This is a genomic window from Micromonospora sp. WMMD1219 (assembly GCF_049315215.1).
Taxonomy (GTDB): domain Bacteria; phylum Actinomycetota; class Actinomycetes; order Mycobacteriales; family Micromonosporaceae; genus Micromonospora; species Micromonospora tulbaghiae.
Genome location: NZ_CP186057.1, coordinates 778,864 through 797,735, shown reverse-complemented (window position 1 = coordinate 797,735; position 18,872 = coordinate 778,864). Strand labels below are relative to the sequence as shown.

General features: G+C 72.3%; 17 protein-coding genes, 1 tRNA gene and 1 pseudogene. 15 read left to right on the top strand and 4 right to left on the bottom strand.

Translation table 11 applies throughout. The features are described from left to right. The first annotated feature begins 50 nt into the window (after positions 1–50). The 9 genes and pseudogenes from ACN27C_RS03720 (at position 51) to ACN27C_RS03680 (ending at position 8,534) form a co-directional block, all read left to right on the top strand. The gene (locus tag ACN27C_RS03720) at positions 51–917 is read left to right on the top strand and encodes a helix-turn-helix domain-containing protein (protein ID WP_422750433.1); all 867 of its coding nucleotides are present in this window, start codon (positions 51–53) and stop codon (positions 915–917) included. Between the two features lie 8 nt (positions 918–925). Then, positions 926–997 (top strand) — tRNA-Gln (locus tag ACN27C_RS03715). A gap of 116 nt (positions 998–1,113) precedes the next feature. Then, positions 1,114–2,637, top strand: a pseudogene (glmU, locus tag ACN27C_RS03710) (bifunctional UDP-N-acetylglucosamine diphosphorylase/glucosamine-1-phosphate N-acetyltransferase GlmU); the annotation flags it as partial. Positions 2,638–2,692: 55 nt separating this feature from the next. Further along, on the top strand, positions 2,693–3,673 hold the full coding sequence (locus ACN27C_RS03705; protein WP_013283956.1) for a ribose-phosphate diphosphokinase: 981 nt from the start codon (positions 2,693–2,695) through the stop codon (positions 3,671–3,673). Between the two features lie 286 nt (positions 3,674–3,959). After that, complete coding sequence (locus tag ACN27C_RS03700) at positions 3,960–4,655, top strand: 50S ribosomal protein L25/general stress protein Ctc (protein WP_120571717.1); 696 nt, start codon at positions 3,960–3,962, stop codon at positions 4,653–4,655. Between the two features lie 97 nt (positions 4,656–4,752). Continuing rightward, on the top strand, positions 4,753–5,343 hold the full coding sequence (pth, locus tag ACN27C_RS03695; protein WP_116503868.1) for an aminoacyl-tRNA hydrolase: 591 nt from the start codon (positions 4,753–4,755) through the stop codon (positions 5,341–5,343). 65 nt (positions 5,344–5,408) lie between these two features. Continuing rightward, complete coding sequence (locus ACN27C_RS03690; protein WP_120571716.1) at positions 5,409–6,242, top strand: inositol monophosphatase family protein; 834 nt, start codon at positions 5,409–5,411, stop codon at positions 6,240–6,242. 79 nt (positions 6,243–6,321) lie between these two features. Continuing rightward, entirely contained in the window at positions 6,322–7,233 is a 912-nt protein-coding gene (cysD, locus tag ACN27C_RS03685) for a sulfate adenylyltransferase subunit CysD (protein ID WP_120571715.1), read from the top strand. Then, positions 7,233–8,534 carry a sulfate adenylyltransferase subunit 1 gene (locus tag ACN27C_RS03680; RefSeq protein ID WP_120571714.1) on the top strand — a complete coding sequence of 434 codons (1,302 nt, stop codon included), beginning with the start codon at positions 7,233–7,235 and terminating at the stop codon, positions 8,532–8,534. Before cysD ends, ACN27C_RS03680 begins: the two co-directional genes overlap by 1 nt. Before the next feature lie 48 nt (positions 8,535–8,582). Here ACN27C_RS03680 and galK read toward each other — a convergent pair whose 3' ends face one another. Next, on the bottom strand, positions 8,583–9,737 hold the full coding sequence (gene galK / locus ACN27C_RS03675) for a galactokinase (protein WP_422750432.1): 1,155 nt from the start codon (positions 9,735–9,737) through the stop codon (positions 8,583–8,585). Then, a complete protein-coding gene (gene galE / locus ACN27C_RS03670; RefSeq protein ID WP_374668812.1) occupies positions 9,734–10,720 on the bottom strand; it encodes a UDP-glucose 4-epimerase GalE in 987 nt (328 codons plus the stop codon). The genes galK and galE overlap by 4 nt, the downstream gene beginning before the upstream one ends. Positions 10,721–10,897: 177 nt before the next feature. On the opposite strand from galE, the gene ACN27C_RS03665 reads away from it, so the two are divergent. From ACN27C_RS03665 to ACN27C_RS03640, 6 genes are all read left to right on the top strand, one after another. Then, on the top strand, positions 10,898–11,914 hold the full coding sequence (locus ACN27C_RS03665; RefSeq protein ID WP_422750431.1) for a hemolysin family protein: 1,017 nt from the start codon (positions 10,898–10,900) through the stop codon (positions 11,912–11,914). Between the two features lie 33 nt (positions 11,915–11,947). Then, on the top strand, positions 11,948–12,973 hold the full coding sequence (gene trpS / locus ACN27C_RS03660) for a tryptophan--tRNA ligase (RefSeq protein ID WP_120571709.1): 1,026 nt from the start codon (positions 11,948–11,950) through the stop codon (positions 12,971–12,973). Between the two features lie 22 nt (positions 12,974–12,995). Then, complete coding sequence (locus tag ACN27C_RS03655) at positions 12,996–13,583, top strand: 2'-5' RNA ligase family protein (RefSeq protein WP_120571708.1); 588 nt, start codon at positions 12,996–12,998, stop codon at positions 13,581–13,583. Between the two features lie 56 nt (positions 13,584–13,639). Beyond that, entirely contained in the window at positions 13,640–14,581 is a 942-nt protein-coding gene (locus ACN27C_RS03650) for a YhjD/YihY/BrkB family envelope integrity protein (protein WP_120571707.1), read from the top strand. After that, complete coding sequence (locus ACN27C_RS03645; RefSeq protein ID WP_120571706.1) at positions 14,578–14,952, top strand: GntR family transcriptional regulator; 375 nt, start codon at positions 14,578–14,580, stop codon at positions 14,950–14,952. The genes ACN27C_RS03650 and ACN27C_RS03645 overlap by 4 nt, the downstream gene beginning before the upstream one ends. A gap of 73 nt (positions 14,953–15,025) precedes the next feature. After that, positions 15,026–15,469, top strand: a complete 444-nt coding sequence (locus ACN27C_RS03640; protein ID WP_162959168.1) for a hypothetical protein — start codon at positions 15,026–15,028, stop codon at positions 15,467–15,469. 153 nt (positions 15,470–15,622) lie between these two features. Here the strand turns inward: ACN27C_RS03640 and ACN27C_RS03635 are convergent, their stop codons facing one another. Beyond that, a complete protein-coding gene (locus tag ACN27C_RS03635; RefSeq protein ID WP_422750430.1) occupies positions 15,623–17,257 on the bottom strand; it encodes a glycoside hydrolase family 13 protein in 1,635 nt (544 codons plus the stop codon). Between the two features lie 404 nt (positions 17,258–17,661). After that, positions 17,662–18,747, bottom strand: coding sequence for a LacI family DNA-binding transcriptional regulator (locus ACN27C_RS03630; protein WP_120571703.1), 1,086 nt, complete (start codon positions 18,745–18,747; stop codon positions 17,662–17,664). Positions 18,748–18,872 lie beyond the last annotated feature (125 nt).

Genomic DNA, 18,872 nt, shown 5'->3' with positions numbered 1-18,872 from the left:
CGCTCGCGGTCAGACCGACCGCTGTCGTACGCACGTTCTAATCTGCGCCGGTGACCGACCCCCTCGCCGCCGAGGCGCGGCGCCTACGTGTGGACGAGCAGCTCTCCGTCGCCGAGATCCGGGTTCGCCTGGGCATCGGCCGCGACCGGGTGTACGCGCTGCTGCGCGGCATCCCGCCGCCGGAGTGGACCCGCCGGCCGCGAGCCCGCGACGACGCCCGTGCCGAGGCCCTGCGGCTGCGCACGGCGGGCCGGTCGGTAAACGAGATCGCGGCGCGGCTCGGGGTGGCGAAGTCGACTGCCTACCAGTGGGTGCGGCACCTGCCGCTGGACCCGGACGACGAGACGGCCGAGCGGCGCCGCGAGCACTCGAAGGCGATGACGGAGGCGCGCTGGAGCGCGTACCGGGAGACGCGGGATGCCGCGCGGACCGCGGAGCACGCCCGCGCCGCCGGTGTGGTCGGCGGTCTCGGCGAGCGGGACCTGCTGATGCTCGGTGCCGCGATCTACTGGTGCGAGGGAGCCAAGTCCAAGCCCTGGCGGCCCCAGGGCCGGTTGGAGTTCGTCAACACCGATCCGGGTTTGCTGGCCCTCTTCCTCCGGTTCCTGGAAGTCTGCGGCGTGGACCGGACGGTGCCGACCTACCGGGTGAGCATCCACGAGTCGGCGGACGCCGAGGCTGCGGTGCGCTGGTGGGTGGGGCGGCTCGGGCTGCCCGCGGAGAGGTTCCGCCGCACGGTGCTCAAGCGGCACAACCCGACGACGGTACGGCGGAACACCGGCGACACCTATCACGGCTGCCTCGTGATCACTGTGCCCCGCAGCCGCGAGCTCTACTGGCGGATCGAAGGTATGATCGCCGAGCTGTTCCGGATTGCGGACGAGGCGCAGGGGAAGATGTCGATCCGCAGGTCTTGACATGGCGATGGGGTGTGGGGTAACGGCAACCCGCAGGCCTTTGGAGCCTTGAGCTCCTGGTTCGAATCCAGGCACCCCAGCTCATTCGTCGGATCGCTCGCGAGCGGACGGCGTTTGTGTGGCCGGATGCGAATTGTGGCGAGCCGCGTGGTTAGCATGACCGCGAGACTGTCGCCGTCCCGACGGGAGCCACGTCGTGTCCCAGCCCCACCTCCGCACCGTTGTCGTGCTCGCCGCCGGTGAGGGCAAGCGGATGAAGTCGTCCCTGCCCAAGGTGCTGCACCCGCTGCTCGGCCGTACCCTGCTCGGTCACGTCCTCGCCGCGGCCGGCCCGCTGGGTGCGGACCGCACCGTGGTCGTGGTCGGCCACGGCGCCGATCAGGTCCGGGAGCACCTGACCGAGGTCGCCCCGGGTGCCACGCCCGTGCTCCAGGAGCGCCAGCTCGGCACCGGGCACGCGGTCCGCATCGCGCTGGACGCGGTGCCGGACGCGACCGGCACCGTGGTGGTGATCAACGGGGACGTGCCACTGCTGCGGCCGGAGACGGTCCAGGCGCTCGTCGAGGCGCACGAGGACGCCGCCGCGGCGGCGACGGTGCTCGCCGCCGAGGTGCCCGACCCGACCGGTCTGGGCCGGATCGTGCGGGACGTGCAGGGGCGGCTGGAGCAGATCGTCGAGGAGCGCGACGCCACCCCGCAGCAGCGCGCGCTGCGGGAGATCAACGCGGGCATCTACGCGTTCGACGCGGCTCGCCTACGGGAGGCGCTGGGCAAGCTCTCCACCGACAACGACCAGGGCGAGGAGTACCTGACCGACGTCTTCGCGCTGCTGCGCGACGCCGGTGAGCCGGTGGCTGTGCACTGCGCCGCCGACCACGTGGAGACGCTCGGCTGCAACGACCGGGTCGAGCTGGCCGCGCTGCGCCGGCTGCTGCGGGACCGGGTGAACGAGGGCTGGATGCGGACCGGGGTCAGCATCCTCGACCCCCACACCACCTGGATCGACGTGACGGTGACCGTCGAGCGGGACGCGGTGATCGACCAGAACACCCAGCTCCAGGGCGCCACGACGGTCGGCGAGGGCGCGCTCGTCGGCCCGGACACCACGCTCGTGGACACGGCGGTGGGCGCGGGCGCGAGCATCGTGCGCAGTCACGCGCTCGGCGCCGAGGTGGGCCCGCAGGCGAGCGTCGGCCCGTACGCGTACCTGCGGCCGGAGTCGCGGCTGGGCCGCAAGGCGAAGGTCGGCACGTTCGTGGAGACCAAGAAGGCGTCGATCGGTGACGGGTCGAAGGTGCCGCACCTGTCGTACGTGGGGGACGCGACGATCGGCGAGCACAGCAACATCGGCGCGGCGACCGTCTTCGTCAACTACGACGGGGTACGCAAGCACCACACCACCATCGGCAGTCACGCGCGTACCGGGGCGGACAACATGTTCGTGGCGCCGGTGCGGGTGGGCGACGGCGCGTACACCGCTGCGGGTTCGGTGATCACCGGGGACGTGCCGCCGGGTGCGATGGCGGTGGCGCGGGGTCAGCAGCGCAACGTGGAGGGCTGGGTGTTGCGCAAGCGGGCCGGCACGGACGCCGCGGAGGCGGCGCGGCGGGCCGGTGAGGGTGCGTCGGACACGGGCGGCGCCGCAAGCGAAGGTGACTGACTCCACGGCGGCCGCCGGGCCGTGGGTGGATCGCTGAACCGGGGGCATACTGCAACCGAACAGTCCCCGGCCCACCGCCGCCGGGTACCACCGACATACGGGAGCAGACGGGCCCATGGGCAGCATCGTCGCCGAAAACCGCAAGAGCCTGATGCTCTTCTCCGGGAGGGGTTTTCCGGAGCTGGCCAAGGAGATCGGTGAGGTGCTCGGCGTCGCGCCGACGCCGGCCGACGCGTACGACTTCGCCAACGGCGAGATCTTCGTACGGTACAAGGATTCGGTCCGTGGTTCGGACGCCTTCGTGGTGCAGTCCGTGACGCACGGCGTGAACACCTGGGTCATGGAGACCCTGATCATGGTCGACGCGCTGAAGCGCGGCTCGGCCAAGCGGATCACAGTGGTGCTGCCGTTCTACCCGTACTCGCGGCAGGACAAGAAGCACCGCGGCCGGGAGCCGATCTCGGCGCGGCTGATCGCCGACCTGCTGAAGACCGCCGGTGCGAACCGGATCCTGACCGTGGACCTGCACACCGCGCAGATCCAGGGTTTCTTCGACGGCCCGGTGGACCACCTGTTCGCGATGGACGTGCTGGCCGAGTACGTGGAGCACAAGTACGCGGGCCGGCCGATGACCGTGGTCGCGCCGGACTCGGGCCGGGTACGCGTGGCCGAGCGCTGGACCGACCGGCTGGGCGGCTGCCCGCTGGCGTTCATCCACAAGACCCGCGATCCGCTCAAGCCGAACCAGGTGGTGGCGAACCGGGTCGTCGGTGAGGTCGAGGGCCGGGTGTGCCTGATCGTGGACGACATGATCGACACCGGTGGCACGATCACCAAGGCGGCGGACATCCTCAAGGAGCAGGGCGCGGCGGAGATCGTGGTCGCCTCGACCCACGCGCTGCTGTCCGACCCGGCGACGGAGCGGCTGAAGAACAGCCCGATCAGCGAGGTCGTGGTGACGAACACGCTGCCGCTGCCGTCGGAGAAGCAGCTGGACAAGCTGACCGTGCTGTCGATCGCCCCGCTGCTGGCCCGGGCGATCCGGGAGGTCTTCGACGACGGGTCGGTGACCACCCTGTTCGGTGGCCTGAGCTGAGCGCGCCGGTCCGGTCGCCGGGGTGTCTCCGGCGACCGGGCCGATGCCCTGCGCAAGCGGCCGGGCGGTGATATGGGGGACTGCCGGAGAGCCGGGAATTCCCTCGGGTAGACTGGTGCGGTTGCCACGGCGAGGGTGCCCGGCGGGCTGTTGACAAGCACCGCACGGAGGCGCCGTCATCGACGCGGTGCTCCGGGCGGTCGTTCATGACCCTAGCCCCAGCGAGCCCCTCGCCCCAGCACCGCCAGACGACAAGCCGCCGCAGCGAAGCATCAGGAGTTTCCCCGTGTCCGAGGTAAAGATCAGCGCCGAGCCCCGTACCGAGTTCGGCAAGGGTGGTGCCCGTCGTACCCGCCGGGCCGGCAAGGTGCCCGCCGTGCTGTACGGCCACGGCGAGAAGCCCAAGCACATCGCGCTTCCGGCGCGGGAGTTCGCCGCCGCGATCCGTAAGGGCGGCGCGAACCAGCTCTTCGCGATCGAGGTCAGCGACGGCACCCAGGTGCTGGCGCTGCCGAAGGCGATCCAGCGTGACCCGATCAAGGACACCTTCGAGCACGTGGACCTGCTGCTGGTCCGCCGGGGCGAGAAGGTCACCGTCGAGGTCCCGGTCCAGCTGACCGGTGAGGCCGCGAAGGACACCTTGATCGTGCACGACCACGACACGCTGTCGGTGACCGCCGACGCGACCAAGGTGCCGGACCACCTGGAGGCGTCGATCGAGGGCGCCGAGCCGGGCACCACGATCACCGCCGCCGACGTCGAGCTGCCGTCCGGCGTCGAGCTGGCCACCGACGAGGAGACCGCTGTCGCCTCGGTGACCGCCGCTCCGACCGCCGAGCAGCTCGAGGCCACCCTCCCCGAGGTCGAGGAGGCCACCGAGGAGGCCGAGGCCGAGGTCGGCGAGGAGACCGCCGAGGGTGCCGAGGGCGCTCCGGCCGCCGAGGGCGAGGAGGCCCCGGCCGAGGCGAAGACCGAGGCCTGACCGGTCCGCAAGGCTGTGCGACAGGCGTCCCCGGTTCCCGGGGGCGCCTGTCGGCGTATCGGGACTGGTCGGGCGAGCGAGCGGGAAGGGGCGTCGGGTGACGGACGAGGCGGGGCCGTGGCTGGTGGTCGGCCTGGGCAACCCCGGCCGGGAGTACGCGAACAACCGGCACAACGTCGGGTTCATGGTGGCGGACCTGCTGGCGGCCCGGGTGGGCGCGAAGTTCGGGCGGCACAAGCGCGCGATGGCCGAGGCCGCCGAGGGGCGGCTGGGGTTCGGCGGTCCGAAGCTGGTGCTGCTGAAGCCGTTGACGTACATGAACCTCTCCGGTGGTCCGGTGGCCGGGCTGGCGCAGTTCCACAAGATCCCGCCGGCGCACGTGATCGCGGTGCACGACGAGCTGGACATCCCGTACGGGCAGGTGCGGGTGAAGTGCGGCGGCGGCGAGGGCGGGCACAACGGCCTGCGGTCGATGTCGAAGTCGCTCGGCACCAAGGACTACGTGCGGGTGCGGTTCGGCATCGGCCGGCCGCCGGGCCGGCAGGACCCGGCCGACTACGTACTCTCGGATTTCTCCTCGGCGGAGCGCAAGGAGCTGGAGTTCCTGGTGGACCGCGCGGCGGACGTGGTGGAGTCCGTGGTTCTCAAGGGCGTGGAGCCGACGCAGAACCTGTACCACGGGGGTTGACCGGCGGGGCGGAGCGCGGCCGGTAGCCTCGGGCGGCGGGAGCGAAGGCGGGTGACGGGAGCATCATGGGCAGTCCTCCGATGATCGACGGCGGGTTCGCCCGGTGGCTGGCGTCCCGGGCCGGTCAGGCGCTGACGGCCCTGCGCGCGGAGATGGGCTTCGCCGACGCGGGCGCGCTCCGGTCGGCCGGTGACAAGGTCTCGCACGACCTGATCCGCACCGAGCTGGCGAAGTGGCGGCCGGCGGACGCGGTGCTGTCGGAGGAGGACGAGGGTTCGCGGCTGGCCTGGACGGCGGAGGTGACCGACGAGGCGCTGCCGCGTCTGACCGCGGACCGGGTCTGGATCGTCGACCCGCTGGACGGCACCCGGGAGTACGCGGAGGAGGGGCGCGCGGACTGGGCGGTGCACGTGGCGCTCTGGTCGCGCAACGCGTCGACGCCGCACGGTCTGGTGGCGGGCGCGGTGGCCCTGCCGGCCCAGCACCGGGTGCTCGGCACGGACCACCCGCCGGCGTACCCGCCGATGACTGTGGAGGCGGCCATCGGGGGCGGCGCGCGGGTCATCCGGTTGGCGGCCAGCCGTAGCCGTCCGCCGGTTTTCCTGACCGACCTGGCAGAGGACGTCGGCGCTCATCTGGTTCCGATGGGCTCGGCGGGCGCGAAGATCGCCGCCGTGGTGACCGGTGAGGTCGACGCGTACATCCACGCGGGCGGTCAGTACGAGTGGGATTCGGCCGCTCCGGTCGCTGTGGCGACGGCCACCGGTCTGCATGCTTCCCGGATCGACGGTTCTGCGCTGAAATACAACGGGGCCGACCCGCGCCTACCGGATCTGCTGGTCTGCCGCAAGGATCTCGCGAGTCGGTTGCTTGCAGCGTTGCAGCGGCATTCCGGGTAACCTGAGCGTTCTTCTTCACGAGTCCGACCTGAAAGGTCTGGAATCCGATGTACGGATCCGTGCGAATCGAGTTCGTGTCATGACGTCCCCCGCCGCGTACCAGGTGTCGCACCTCGACGCGCTCGAGGCGGAGAGCATCTTCGTGATGCGCGAGGTCGTCGCCGAGATGGAACGGCCGGTGCTGCTGTTCTCCGGCGGCAAGGACTCGATCGTGATGCTCCGGTTGGCCCAGAAGGCGTTCGCGCCGGCCAACATCCCCTTCCCGGTGATGCACGTGGACACCGGGCACAACTTCCCCGAGGTGCTCGACTACCGCGACCGGCGGGTGGCCGAGCTGGGCCTGCAGCTCATCGTGGCGAGCGTGCCGGAGGCGCTGAACAAGGGCCTGGTCCGCGAGTCCGCCGACGGCATGCGCAACCGGATCCAGACGCCGGTGCTGCTGGAGGCGGTGGAGAAGCACCGCTTCGACGCGTTGTTCGGCGGCGCCCGGCGCGACGAGGAGAAGGCGCGGGCCAAGGAGCGGGTGTTCAGCTTCCGCGACGAGTTCGGCCAGTGGGATCCGAAGAACCAGCGTCCGGAGCTGTGGGCGCTCTACAACGGCCGGCACCACCCGGGCGAGTCGATCCGGGTGTTCCCGCTGTCGAACTGGACCGAGCTGGACGTCTGGCACTACATCGCGCGGGAGCAGATCCCGCTGCCGTCGATCTACTACGCGCACGAGCGTGAGGTGATCGAGCGCGACGGGATGCTCTACGCGGTCAACGAGTTCTTCCGGGCCCGCGCCGGTGAGCAGCCGTTCAAGGCCCAGGTGCGGTACCGGACCGTGGGTGACGCCTCCTGCACCGCGGCGGTCAGCTCGGACGCCGACACGGTGGAGAAGGTGATCGAGGAGGTGGCCGCCACGCGGATCACCGAGCGCGGCGCGACCCGCGGTGACGACCGGGTCAGCGAGGCCGCCATGGAGGACCGCAAGCGAGAGGGCTACTTCTGATGAGCGTCGAGACCCTGGCCCCGGCTGAGAGCGAGACCGCCCGGCCGATGGACCTGCTGCGGTTCGCCACCGCGGGCAGCGTCGACGACGGCAAGTCGACGCTGATCGGCCGTCTGCTCTACGACACCAAGTCGCTGTTCAGCGACCAGCTCGCCGCCGTCGAGGCGGTCAGCGCCGCCCGGGGCGACGAGTACACCAACCTGGCGCTGCTCACCGACGGCCTGCGCGCCGAGCGGGAGCAGGGCATCACCATCGACGTGGCGTACCGCTACTTCGCCACGCCGCGGCGGAAGTTCATCATCGCCGACACCCCGGGGCACATCCAGTACACCCGGAACATGGTCACCGGCGCCTCCACCGCCGACCTGGCGCTGATCCTGGTGGACGCGCGCAAGGGCCTGGTGGAGCAGTCCCGCCGGCACGCGTTCCTCTGCTCGCTGCTGCGGGTGCCGCACCTGGTCCTGTGCGTGAACAAGATGGACCTGGTGGACTGGTCGCAGGAGGTCTACGAGCGGATCGCGGACGAGTTCACCGCGTTCGCCGCGAAGCTCGACGTACCGGACCTGACTGTGGTGCCGGTCTCCGCGCTGCAGGGCGACAACATCGTCACCCGCTCGGAGAACATGCCCTGGTACGAGGGCCCGTCGCTGCTGCACCACCTGGAGCGGGTGCACATCGCCTCGGACCGCAACCTGGTCGACGTGCGGTTCCCGGTGCAGTACGTGATCCGGCCGCAGTCCACCACCGTCACCGACTACCGGGGTTACGCCGGTCAGGTGGCCTCGGGCGTGCTCAAGCCCGGCGACGAGGTGATGGTGCTGCCGTCCGGCTTCACCAGCCGGATCGCGGCGGTGGAGACGGCCGACGGCCCGGTGGACGAGGCGTTCCCGCCGATGTCGGTGACGGTCCGGCTGACCGACGAGCTGGACATCTCCCGCGGCGACATGATCTGCCGGCCGAACAACGCCCCGATGGCCGTGCAGGACATCGAGGCGATGGTCTGCTGGATGGACGAGACCCGGCCGTTGCAGGTCGGCGGCAAGTACGCGATCAAGCACACGACCCGTTCGGCGCGGGCGATCGTGCGCGGGCTGCACTACCGGCTGGACATCAACTCGCTGCACCGCGACGAGACGGCCGCCGAGCTGAAGCTCAACGAGATCGGCCGGGTCCGGCTGCGGACCACTGTTCCGCTGCTGGCCGACGAGTACCGCCGTAACCGCACCACCGGCGGCTTCGTGATCATCGACGAGTCGACGAACCGTACGGTCGGCGCCGGCATGATCGTCGAGGCCGGCTGACGCACGTGACGAGAAGGCCCCCGGCGCTGCGCCGGGGGCCTTTCGCGTTCAGTCCAGGCGGGTGACGCCGCCGGCCGGCAGGACGGTGAGCGTGCCGGGGGCGGTGAAGCCGTTCCGGGCGTACGCGTCGGTGACGGCGGCGGCCACCGCGTCGGCGGAGCCGGCGTCGACCAGGGCGAGCACGCAGCCGCCGAAGCCGCCGCCGGTCATCCGCGCGCCGTACGCCCCGGCGGACAGCGCCGCCTCGACCGCGGTGTCGATCTCCGGCACGGTGATCTCGAAGTCGTCGCGCATGGAGGTGTGCGAGGCGGTCAGCAGCGGACCGGTGTCGCGGACCCGGCCGGCGCGCAGCAGCGCGACGGTGTCGAGGACCCGCTGGTTCTCGGTCACCACGTGCCGCACCCGGCGGCGGGTCTCGTCGTCGTCGAGGCGGGCCAGCGCGGCGTCGAGCCCGGCCACCGTCACGTCGCGCAGCGCGGTCACGCCGAGTGTCGCGGCGGCCCGCTCGCAGCTCTCGCGGCGGGCCGCGTACTCGCCGTCCGCGTGCCGGTGCGGCGCCCGGCTGTCGATCACCAGCACGGCCAGCCCGGCGCCGTCCAGGTCGAACGGGATCTGCTCGATCTCCTCGGTGCGGCAGTCGAGGAACAGCGCGTGCCCGGCCCGGCCGCGGATCACCGCGGACTGGTCCATGATCCCGGTGGGCGCGCCGACGTAGTCGTTCTCGGCCCGCTGGGCGAGCCGCGGCCACCGCCCGGCGGGCAGGTCGAGCCCGCCGAGGTCGACCAGGGCGGCCAGCACGGCCGACTCGATCGCCGCCGACGAGGAGAGCCCGGAGCCGACCGGCACGTCGGAGGCGACAGCGAGCCGCGCGCCCGGCACGTCGTGGCCGTCGGCGCGCAGCGCCCACACCACCCCGGCCACGTAGGCGGCCCAGCCGTCGACCCGGCCGGGCTCGTCGGCCTCCGCCGGGCCGAACTCGACCGGCTCGTCGTCCAGCTCCGACCAGACCGTCCAGCGTCCGTCGGGGGTGGGCGCGGCGGCGACCACGGTACGCAGCGGCAGCGCGAAGGGCAGCACGAAGCCGTCGTTGTAGTCGGTGTGCTCGCCGATCAGGTTGACCCGTCCGGGAGCCGCCCAGCGGCCCGCCGGCTCGGTGCCGTACCGCTGCCGGAAGCCGGCCGTGGCGCGGTCGGCGACGTTCATGAGGGCTGCCTCGCGACGTGCGCCCGGTAGAACGCCCAGGCGTCGCCGACCATGTCGTGCAGGGTCGGCTTGGCCGGCGTCCAGCCCAGCTCGTCGCGGGCCAGCGCGGAGGACGCGACCAGCTCGGCCGGGTCGCCCTCGCGGCGGGCGGCCACCTCGACCGGAACCGGCTGCCCGGTGACCTCGCGGACCACGTCGACGACCTGCCGGTTGGTGAAGCCGTTGCCGTTGCCCAGGTTGTAGATCCGGTGCCGGCCCGGCGTGGCCGCGTCCAGCGCGAGCAGGTGGGCGCGGGCCAGGTCTTCGACGTGGATGTAGTCGCGGACGCAGGTGCCGTCGACTGTGGGGTAGTCGTCGCCGAAGAGCTGGAGCTTCTCCCGCCGTCCGGCGGCCACGTCGAGCGCGATGGGGATGAGGTGGGTCTCCGGGTCGTGCCGCTCGCCGATGGCCAGCCCGTCGCGCAGGTACGCCCCGGCGACGTTGAAGTAGCGCAGCGAGACGGCGGCCAGGTCGTGCGCGATCGCCTCGGAGGTGAGCGCCATGTCGACGGCCAGCTTGGTGGCGCCGTAGGTGCTGGTGGGGGCCTTGACGGCGGTCTCCGGGATGGGCAGCTCGGTGGGGTTGCCGTAGACGGCGGCGGTGGAGGAGAAGACCATCCGGGGCACCCGGGCGGCGCGGACCGCGTCGATGAGCGCGATCGAGCCGACCGTGTTGGCGTGCCAGTACAGCTCGGGGCGGATCATCGACTCGCCGGCGGCGATCAGGGCGGCGAAGTGCAGCACGCCGTCGAAGCCCGCGTCGGGGGTGAGCACCCGGGCGGCCTCGTGCACCGGCAGCTCGACGTGGGTGGCGTCGGGGGCGAGGGCCTCCCGGTGACCGGTGCGCAGGTCGTCCAGCACGGTCACCTGGTGGCCGTGGTCGAGCAGCATCCGGGTCACCACGCTGCCGATGTAGCCGGCGCCGCCGGTGACGAGCAGTTTCACGTCGGTCCTCCTGCCTGGGCCGCGTCCCGCGGCGGCCGTCCCGTGATCACCCTAAGGCCGAGGGCTGTGTCGCGGCTGTCGAGTTGAATCCACCTCTACTTCACCATAATCCTCCACGATTGAACAGATCCGAACATCGGGCCGAGCGTCCGGTGGCCGCTGTCTACCATCCTTCTCATGCGGGAGGGTGGTGGTCCCGGGCCCCGGCGGAAACCGTCGGGGCGGCCCCGACGCGAACCCGGCCCGCTGGCCCGCGCCGTGGCCCGTCTCGTGGTGCGCGGCGCCGACGGAGCCACCCGCCTCGTCACCGCCCTGCTCGGGGCCAGCCCCACCGCCGGCCGGGAACGGATCAGCGAGGCCGAACTGCGGGACCTGGTCGCGGCGAACACGCTGCTCGACCCGGACGAACGGCGGATCATCGACGAGGTGCTGGTCGCCGGCGCCCGGCTCGTCCGCGAGGTGATGGTGCCCCGCACCGAGGTGGTCTTCCTCAGCGCGGCGCTCCCGCTGGCGCAGGCCCAGCGGCTGGTCCGGGCCGACCCGCACACCCGCTACCCGGTGGTCGACGGCACCCACGACGACGTGGTCGGCATGGTGCACCTGCGGGACGTGCTGCTGCGCCCGGAAGCGGACCGGCCGCTGCTGGTCGGCGACCTGATCCGGGAGGTCAAGCGCCTGCCGGACAGCAAACGCGTGCTGGCGGCGCTCACCGAGATGCGCCGGGAGGGTCACCACCTGGCCGTCGTCGTCGACGAGTACGGCGGCACCGCCGGCATCGTCACCTGCGAGGACCTGGTCGAGGAACTGGTCGGGGAGATCCGGGACGACGAGCACGGCCCCCTCGAACCGGAACCCGCCGGCCTGCCCGCCGTCGTCGACGGCCGGCTCAACCTGACCGACTTCGCCGAGCGCACCGGCGTGCCGCTGCCCGCCGGGCCGTACGAGACGGTGGGCGGGTTCGTGATGGCCGCCCTGGGCCGGCTGCCGGTGGCCGGCGACGAGGTGCCGGTGGCCGTCGACCCGGCCGCCGGATCGGTTCCCGCCGATCCGGCCGGCTGGCTGCTGCGGGTGCTCACACTCGACGGCCGGCGGGTGTCCCGCCTGGCGGTCTCCGCCGCACGGCTGCCCGAGCCCCGACGTGAGGTGAACGGTCCGCTTCCGCCCGTACCCGCCCGATCCACCGGCCCGTCATGACGGACGCCGGGGCTTGCTGACAGAATTGCCGCCATGTCCGACGTACCCGCCCGCCCGCGCGTCTTCTCCGGCATCCAGCCGACGGCCGACTCGTTCCACCTCGGCAACTACCTGGGCGCGCTGCGGCACTGGGTGGCGTTGCAGGACAGCCACGACGCCTACTACTGCGTCGTCGACCTGCACGCGATCACCGCGGGGCACGACCCGTTGGTGCTCAAGCGCCGCAGCCGGGTGGCCGCCGCGCAGCTGTTCGCGCTCGGCCTGGACCCGGAGCGCAGCACGCTGTTCGTGCAGTCGCAGGTGCCCGAGCACTCGCAACTGGCCTGGGTGCTCGGCTGCATCACCGGCTTCGGCGAGGCCGGCCGGATGACCCAGTTCAAGGACAAGTCGCAGAAGCAGGGCAGCGAGCGGGCCAGCGTCGGCCTGTTCACGTACCCGATCCTCCAGGCCGCCGACATCCTGCTCTACCAGGCGAACGCGGTGCCGGTCGGCGAGGACCAGCGGCAGCACCTGGAGCTCTCCCGCGACCTGGCGCAGCGGTTCAACTCGCTGTTCGGCCGCACCTTCACCGTGCCCTCCCCGCACATCGTGAAGGACACCGCGAAGATCACCGACCTCCAGGATCCGACGGCCAAGATGTCGAAGTCGTCGTCCTCCCCGGCCGGCATCATCGACCTGCTGGAGGACCCGGCCCGCTCGGCCAAGAAGATCCGCTCGGCGGTCACCGACACCGGCCGCGAGATCGTCTTCGACGCCGAGGGCAAGCCGGGTATCACCAACCTGCTCACGATCTACTCCGCGCTCTCCGGCCGGAGCATCGACGACCTGGTCGCCGCGTACGACGGCAAGGGCTACGGCGACCTGAAGAAGGACCTCGCCGAGGTGGTGCGGGAGTTCGTCACGCCGATCCAGGAACGCACGAACGCCTACCTGAACGACCCGGCGCAGCTCGACAAGCTGCTCGTGCGGGGCGCGGAGAAGGCCCGGGTGGTGGCCGCCGGGACGCTGCGGGACGCGTACGAGCGGGTCGGCTTCTTCCCGCCGGTGCGGTTCGAGTAACGGCCCGGACGGGCGGGAACGGGTGACGCAGCCGGTGGCCGGAGGGGTGGCGCGCGACGTGGCGGGCAGTGACACGGCGCCGGGCGGCGCGGACACGATCCAGATCGGGATCGCGGTCGACGTCCCCGAGCCCTGGGGCGGGATGCTCACCCGCCGCCGGGTCGAGGCCGGCGACCCGCTCGCCGTCCCCGCGCACGTCACCCTCCTCGGGCCCACCGAGATTCCGGTACGCGCGCTGCCCGCCGTCGAGGACCACCTGGCCCGGGTCGCCGCCGCGCACCTGCCGTTCACGCTGCACCTGCGCGGCACCGGCACGTTCCGCCCGGTCACCCAGGTGGTGTTCGTGGCGGTGGCGGCCGGGATCAGCGAGTGCGAGCTGCTGGCCGCCGCGATCAACTCGGCCCCCGAGCTGCGGCGCGAGCTGCGCTTCCCGTACCACCCGCACGTCACGGTGGCGCAGGACGTGCCGCCCGAGGTGCTCGACAAGGCGTACGAGGATCTGGCCGACTTCTCCGCGTTGTTCCAGGTGGACGCGTTCACGCTGTTCTCGCACAGCGGGGCGACCCGGTGGCAGCCCCGCCGCGACTTCCGGCTCGGCGGCCGGAGCTGAACATCCGACCGGCCGGGGCCCCTCCGCCACGGGCGGAGATCGGCGAGGATGACCGGGTGAACGTCTTCGGCCGGATCGAGGCGGCGGTGGGGCGCCGCATCGACGCGGCCCGGAGCCGCTCGTCGGTCTTCGACCACGTCTGGCGGGCCGGGACGCTCTACGCCGACCTGCTCGCCGGGCGGCTCGCCGCCGCCATCGCGTACTACGGCTTCTTCGCCGTGTTCGCGCTCGCGCTCGTCGCGTACTGGATCTTCGGCGCGGTGCTGCGGGACAACGAGGAGGTCAGCCGCGGCGCGGCGCACTTCCTGGAGGAGAACCTGCCCTTCCTCGACCCGGCGCAGATCGCCGAGAGCAGCGGCACCGTCGGCGTGGTCGGCCTGGTCATCCTGGTCTTCACCGGCATCGGCTGGGTGGAGGCGATCCGCTCCTCGCAGCGGCTGATGTACGGCTTCAACCAGCAGCCCGGCAACCTGGTGGTGCGGCGCCTGGTCGACCTGGGGGTGCTGGTCGCCGTCTTCGTGCTGCTGTTCGTCTCGGTCGCCGCCGTGGACGCGCTGGAGTCGCTGCTGCGCTTCCTGCTGCGCAGCACCGGCTCGGTGGGCCTGACCACCGTCAGCGCGGTGCTGAGCGTGCTCGTCAACGCCGTGCTCGCCGCCGCGCTGCTGCTCGCAGTGCCCCGGCTGCGGATGAGCCGGCGCCGGCTGCGCCCGGCGATCCTGACCATCGCCGTCGGGATCACCCTGCTCAACACCGTGGGGCGCTACTACGTGGTACGCACCGAGCGGAACCCCGCGTACACGGTGGTCGCCACCGCCGTGGGCCTGCTGCTCTACCTCTACCTGCTCAACCAGCTCGTGCTCTTCGGCGCCGCGCTGGCCGCCACCAGCCGGTACGGCCGGGTGGTGGACCTGGCCGAGGGCGGGGCCCGGGAGGTGGACGTGGAGGCGGACGTGCTCGACGAGGAGACCGAACCGGGCACACCGGGGGGAGCGGGGTGAGCGCGCGGATCCGGATCGACGCCGAGTCGGCGGTGCCGCCGTACGAGCAGGTGCGGGCGCAGTTCGCCGCGCGCATCGGCGACGGGCGACTGCCGGTGGGCACCCGGCTTCCGGCGGTGCGGCAGCTCGCCGCCGACCTGGGGCTCGCGGTGAACACCGTGGCGCGGGCGTACCGGGAACTGGAGGGTGCCGGGCTGGTGGAGACGCGCGGCCGGCACGGCACGGTGGTCGCGCCCGGCCGGGACGACGCCACCGACCGGCTGCACCGGGCCGCCGCCGAGTACGCCGAGCAGGCGCGTCGCCTGGGCGTCCCGCCGGAGCGGGCCGTCGCGCTGGTCCGTGCGGCGCTGGACGCCGGTACGCGTGGCTGAGCGTGGTCCCCGAAGCGGGGAGAGTCCGATGTTTGCGTTCCCCGGGCCGATACGCGACGACCATGATGGGCCGGTGGGCGCACTCGTGACACTGGACCTGCCGGACGACTCCCCGATCCGGGGCCTGCCGTGGATCATCACGTTCGGCCCGCTCGGCGCCGAGGACGACTGGGAGCCGGTGGTCTGCGGCCCGTACGAGCGACCGCACGCGCTGGCGCTGGCCGAGGCGGTGGTGGCCGACGAGCAGTTGATGGCGGTGGTGGAGCCGCTGCTGCCGGCGCTCACGCCGGAGGAGATCCGCAGCGAGATCGCGGCCGCGCAGATCGCCGCCGAGGACGAGGCGGCGCAGGTCGACCAGGCGGACCTCTACGGCGACTTCGAGGACGTCATCGACGAGGAGCTGGAACTGGCCGCCGAACGCGAGCCGGAGCCCGAGCCGGCGAAGGCGCCCGACCGGGAGGAGATCCGGGCCGGGTTCGCCCGGATCGCCGCGCTGCTCACCGCCAAGGGCGGCTGAGGACGCGCGCGCTCCCCGATGGACGCCGGCCCCCCGGGAGCGCACTCCCGAGGGGCCGGGGCCACCTCACCCCCCACCACAAGGGGTCGGCAGCCCAGCCGCCCGTCGGCGCGGGGCACAACGGACGGCCAGGTCGTTGGCGGGTTACCCGGCTCAGCGCCGTTCGAACCACGCAGCCGCGTCCACCGGCAGGACGTACCCGTCGCCCCGCTCGGTGAGGCCGGCGCTGGCGACGAGCGGGCGGCCGTGGCCGCGCACCGTCACGTCGGCGCCGCTGATGTTCACCACGCAGGTCACCTCGGCGTCCCCGGCGCTGCGGCGGAACGCCAGGACACCGGGCTCGGTCTCCAGCCAGGTGATGCCGTCCAGGCCGGCCAGCGCCGGGTGCTCGTGCCGGATGCGCAGCGCGGTCCGGTACAGCTCCAGCGTCGAGCCGGGCACCCCGGTCTGGGCGGCCACCGACAGCGACCGCCAGGTCGCCGGCGCCGGCAGCCAGCTCAGCTCGCTGCCGCCCGGCCCGAAGCCGTACGGGGGCAGCTCGCCGCCCCACGGGATCGGTACGCGGCAGCCGTCCCGGCTCTCCCCGGTACGCCGGAACGCGGGGTCCTGACGCAGCTCGTCGGGGAGGTCCAGCACCTCCGGCAGACCCAGTTCCTCGCCCTGGTAGACGTAGGCGCAGCCGGGCAGCGCGAACATCAGCAGCGCGGCGGCGCGGGCGCGGCGCAGGCCGACCTCGCCGTCGCCGTACCGGGTGACGTGCCGCTGCCGGTCGTGGTTGGAGAGCACCCAGGTGGTCGGCGCGCCCACGATCGTGGACTCGGCCAGCGCCGTGTCGATCACCTTGCGGAACGAGTCGGCCGACCAGGTGGCGTCGAGGAAGTCGAAGCTGAACGCCTGGTGCAGCTCGTCCGGGCCGATGTAGCGGGCCAGCCGCTGCGGCGTCTCGGCCCACGCCTCGGCGACCGCCATCCGGCCGCCCGGGTAGCTGTCCAGGATCGGCCGCCAGGCGCGGTAGATGTCGTGCACCTCGTCCTGGTCGAAGTACGGCAGCCGGCCCTTGCCCAGCAGCTCGGACTGGCGCTGGCCGGTGGTCATCGAGTTGAAGCCGACGTCCGGCAGGCCCTCGGCCTTGATCATCCCGTGCGCCACGTCGATCCGGAAGCCGTCCACGCCCCGGTCCAGCCAGAAGCGCAGCACGTCCTCGAACTCGGCCCGCACCTCCGGGTGGCGCCAGTTCAGGTCGGGCTGCGCCGGGTCGAACAGGTGCAGGTACCACTGGCCGTCGACCACGCGCGTCCACGCCGGGCCGCCGAAGATGCTCTCCCAGTCGTTCGGCGGCAGCTCACCCTGCTCGCCCTTGCCGTCGGCGAACAGGTAGCGCTCGCGCTCCGGAGAGCCCGGCCCGGCGGCGAGCGCGGCGGCGAACCACGGGTGCGCGCTGGAGGTGTGGTTCGGCACCATGTCGACGATGATCCGCAGGCCGAGCGCGTGCGCATCGGTGATCATCTCGTCGAAGTCGGTCAGGTTGCCGAACAGCGGGTCGACGTCGCGGTAGTCGGCCACGTCGTAGCCGGCGTCGACCTGCGGCGAGGTGTAGAACGGCGTCAGCCAGAGCGCGTCCACGCCGAGATCGCGCAGGTAGGGCAGGCGCTGCCGGATGCCCTGGAGGTCACCCACGCCGTCGGAGTTCGCGTCGGCGAAGCTGCGGACGTACACCTGGTAGACGACAGCGGACCGCCACCAGTCGTCGCCGGCGGTGCGTGGGGTGGTGCTGGGGGCGGAGGTCATCGCTGTCGATCCCGTTCTGTGGCGGCTTCTGGTGCGGCGCAGGGTGTCTGAGCAGAATGCCGCCATTGCACTGCAAGAGTCAAGCATTCCTTGCGCAAGAAATGGCAGCCATCACCCTCCGCCACCCCAAAGCCCTCTCCCGAATCCCGAGACACCCACCCCCTCCTGCCCGGACCGACCCGCCCTCAGGCGTTGATCAAGGAGTTTGTGTCCCGAGTGGAGATCAACCCGGACACAAACCCCTTGATCAACGGGGGTCCGTGGGGTGGGCGCGGCCGGGGTGGCTCGCGTGATCATGAGGTTGGCGGCCTTTGCCGTCCGATTTGTCGCCGTCAACTTCATGATCGACGCGTCGGAGGGCGGAGGGCGGGGGGAGGGGGAGGGGGGAGGGGGTGCGGTGGGGGTCAGGCGGGGATGGGGAGGGACGGGGTGGGGGAGGAAGGGGTGGCGGGGCGCTGGCGGCTGGGGGGAGTTGCGGGCTTCGCCACCGCGGTCGACCCTCGTACCACCAGCTCGGGGCGGAACAGGTACTCGGAGTTCGGGGACGGGTGGCCGTTGATCTCGTCGACCAGGGCCCGCACCGCGGCCACGGCCATGGCGGCGACCGGCTGGCGCACCGTGGTCAGCGGCGGGTCGGTGAACGCCATGAGCGGGGAGTCGTCGTACCCGACCACGGAGATGTCGCCGGGCACCGACAGCCCGCGCTGCCGGGCGGCCCGGATCGCGCCGAGCGCCATCAGGTCCGAGCCGCAGACCAGCCCGGTCACGCCGCGCTCGATGAGCCGGCCGGCAGCCGCCTCGCCGCCCTCGACGCCGAACAGGGACAGCTCGGTCAGGTCGGCCAGCTCGTCCTCGGCGATGTCGGTGAGGCGCCCCATCGCGGCCTTGTAGCCGGCGACCTTGCGCTGCACCGGCACGAACCGGTCCGGGCCGGTGATCAGGCCGATCCGGCGGTGCCCGAGCGCGACCAGGTGGGCGACCGCGAGTTCGGCGGACTCCCGGTCGTCGCAGGAGACGAACGGTGCGGGGATGCCGGGCGCGTACCCGTTGATCATGACGATCGGCAGCGGCCGGGCCAGCAGCGTGCGGTAGCGGTCGTGGTCCGCGGCGGTGTCGGCGTGCAGGCCGGAGACGAAGACGATGCCGGATACCTGCCGGTCCAGCAGCATCTCCACGTACTCGTCCTCGCGGACGCCGCCCGGGGTCTGCGTGCAGAGCACCGGCGTGTAGCCGGTGGGGGCGAGCGCGGACTCGATGATCTGGGCGAACGCCGGGAAGATCGGGTTGTCCAGCTCCGGCACGACCAGGCCGACCAGCCCGGCGCTGCGCTTGCGCAGCCGGGCGGGGCGCTCGTAGCCGAGCACATCGAGGGCGGTGAGGACGGCCTGGCGGGTTTCGGGGGCCACGCCGGGGCGGTCGTTGAGCACCCGCGACACCGTGGCCTCGCTGACTTCAGCCTGTTGGGCGATGTCGGACAGTCGAGCGCGCATGTGCGGCACTTTAGCCCAACGGCAAAGTCTTGCGTACACTTCTGCAAGCCCTTCCATTCTCTGCAACCTCTTGCTAACGTCCCCGCAACATGCGAGAGCAGCGGCGCAGCATCTCGGCGCCGGTC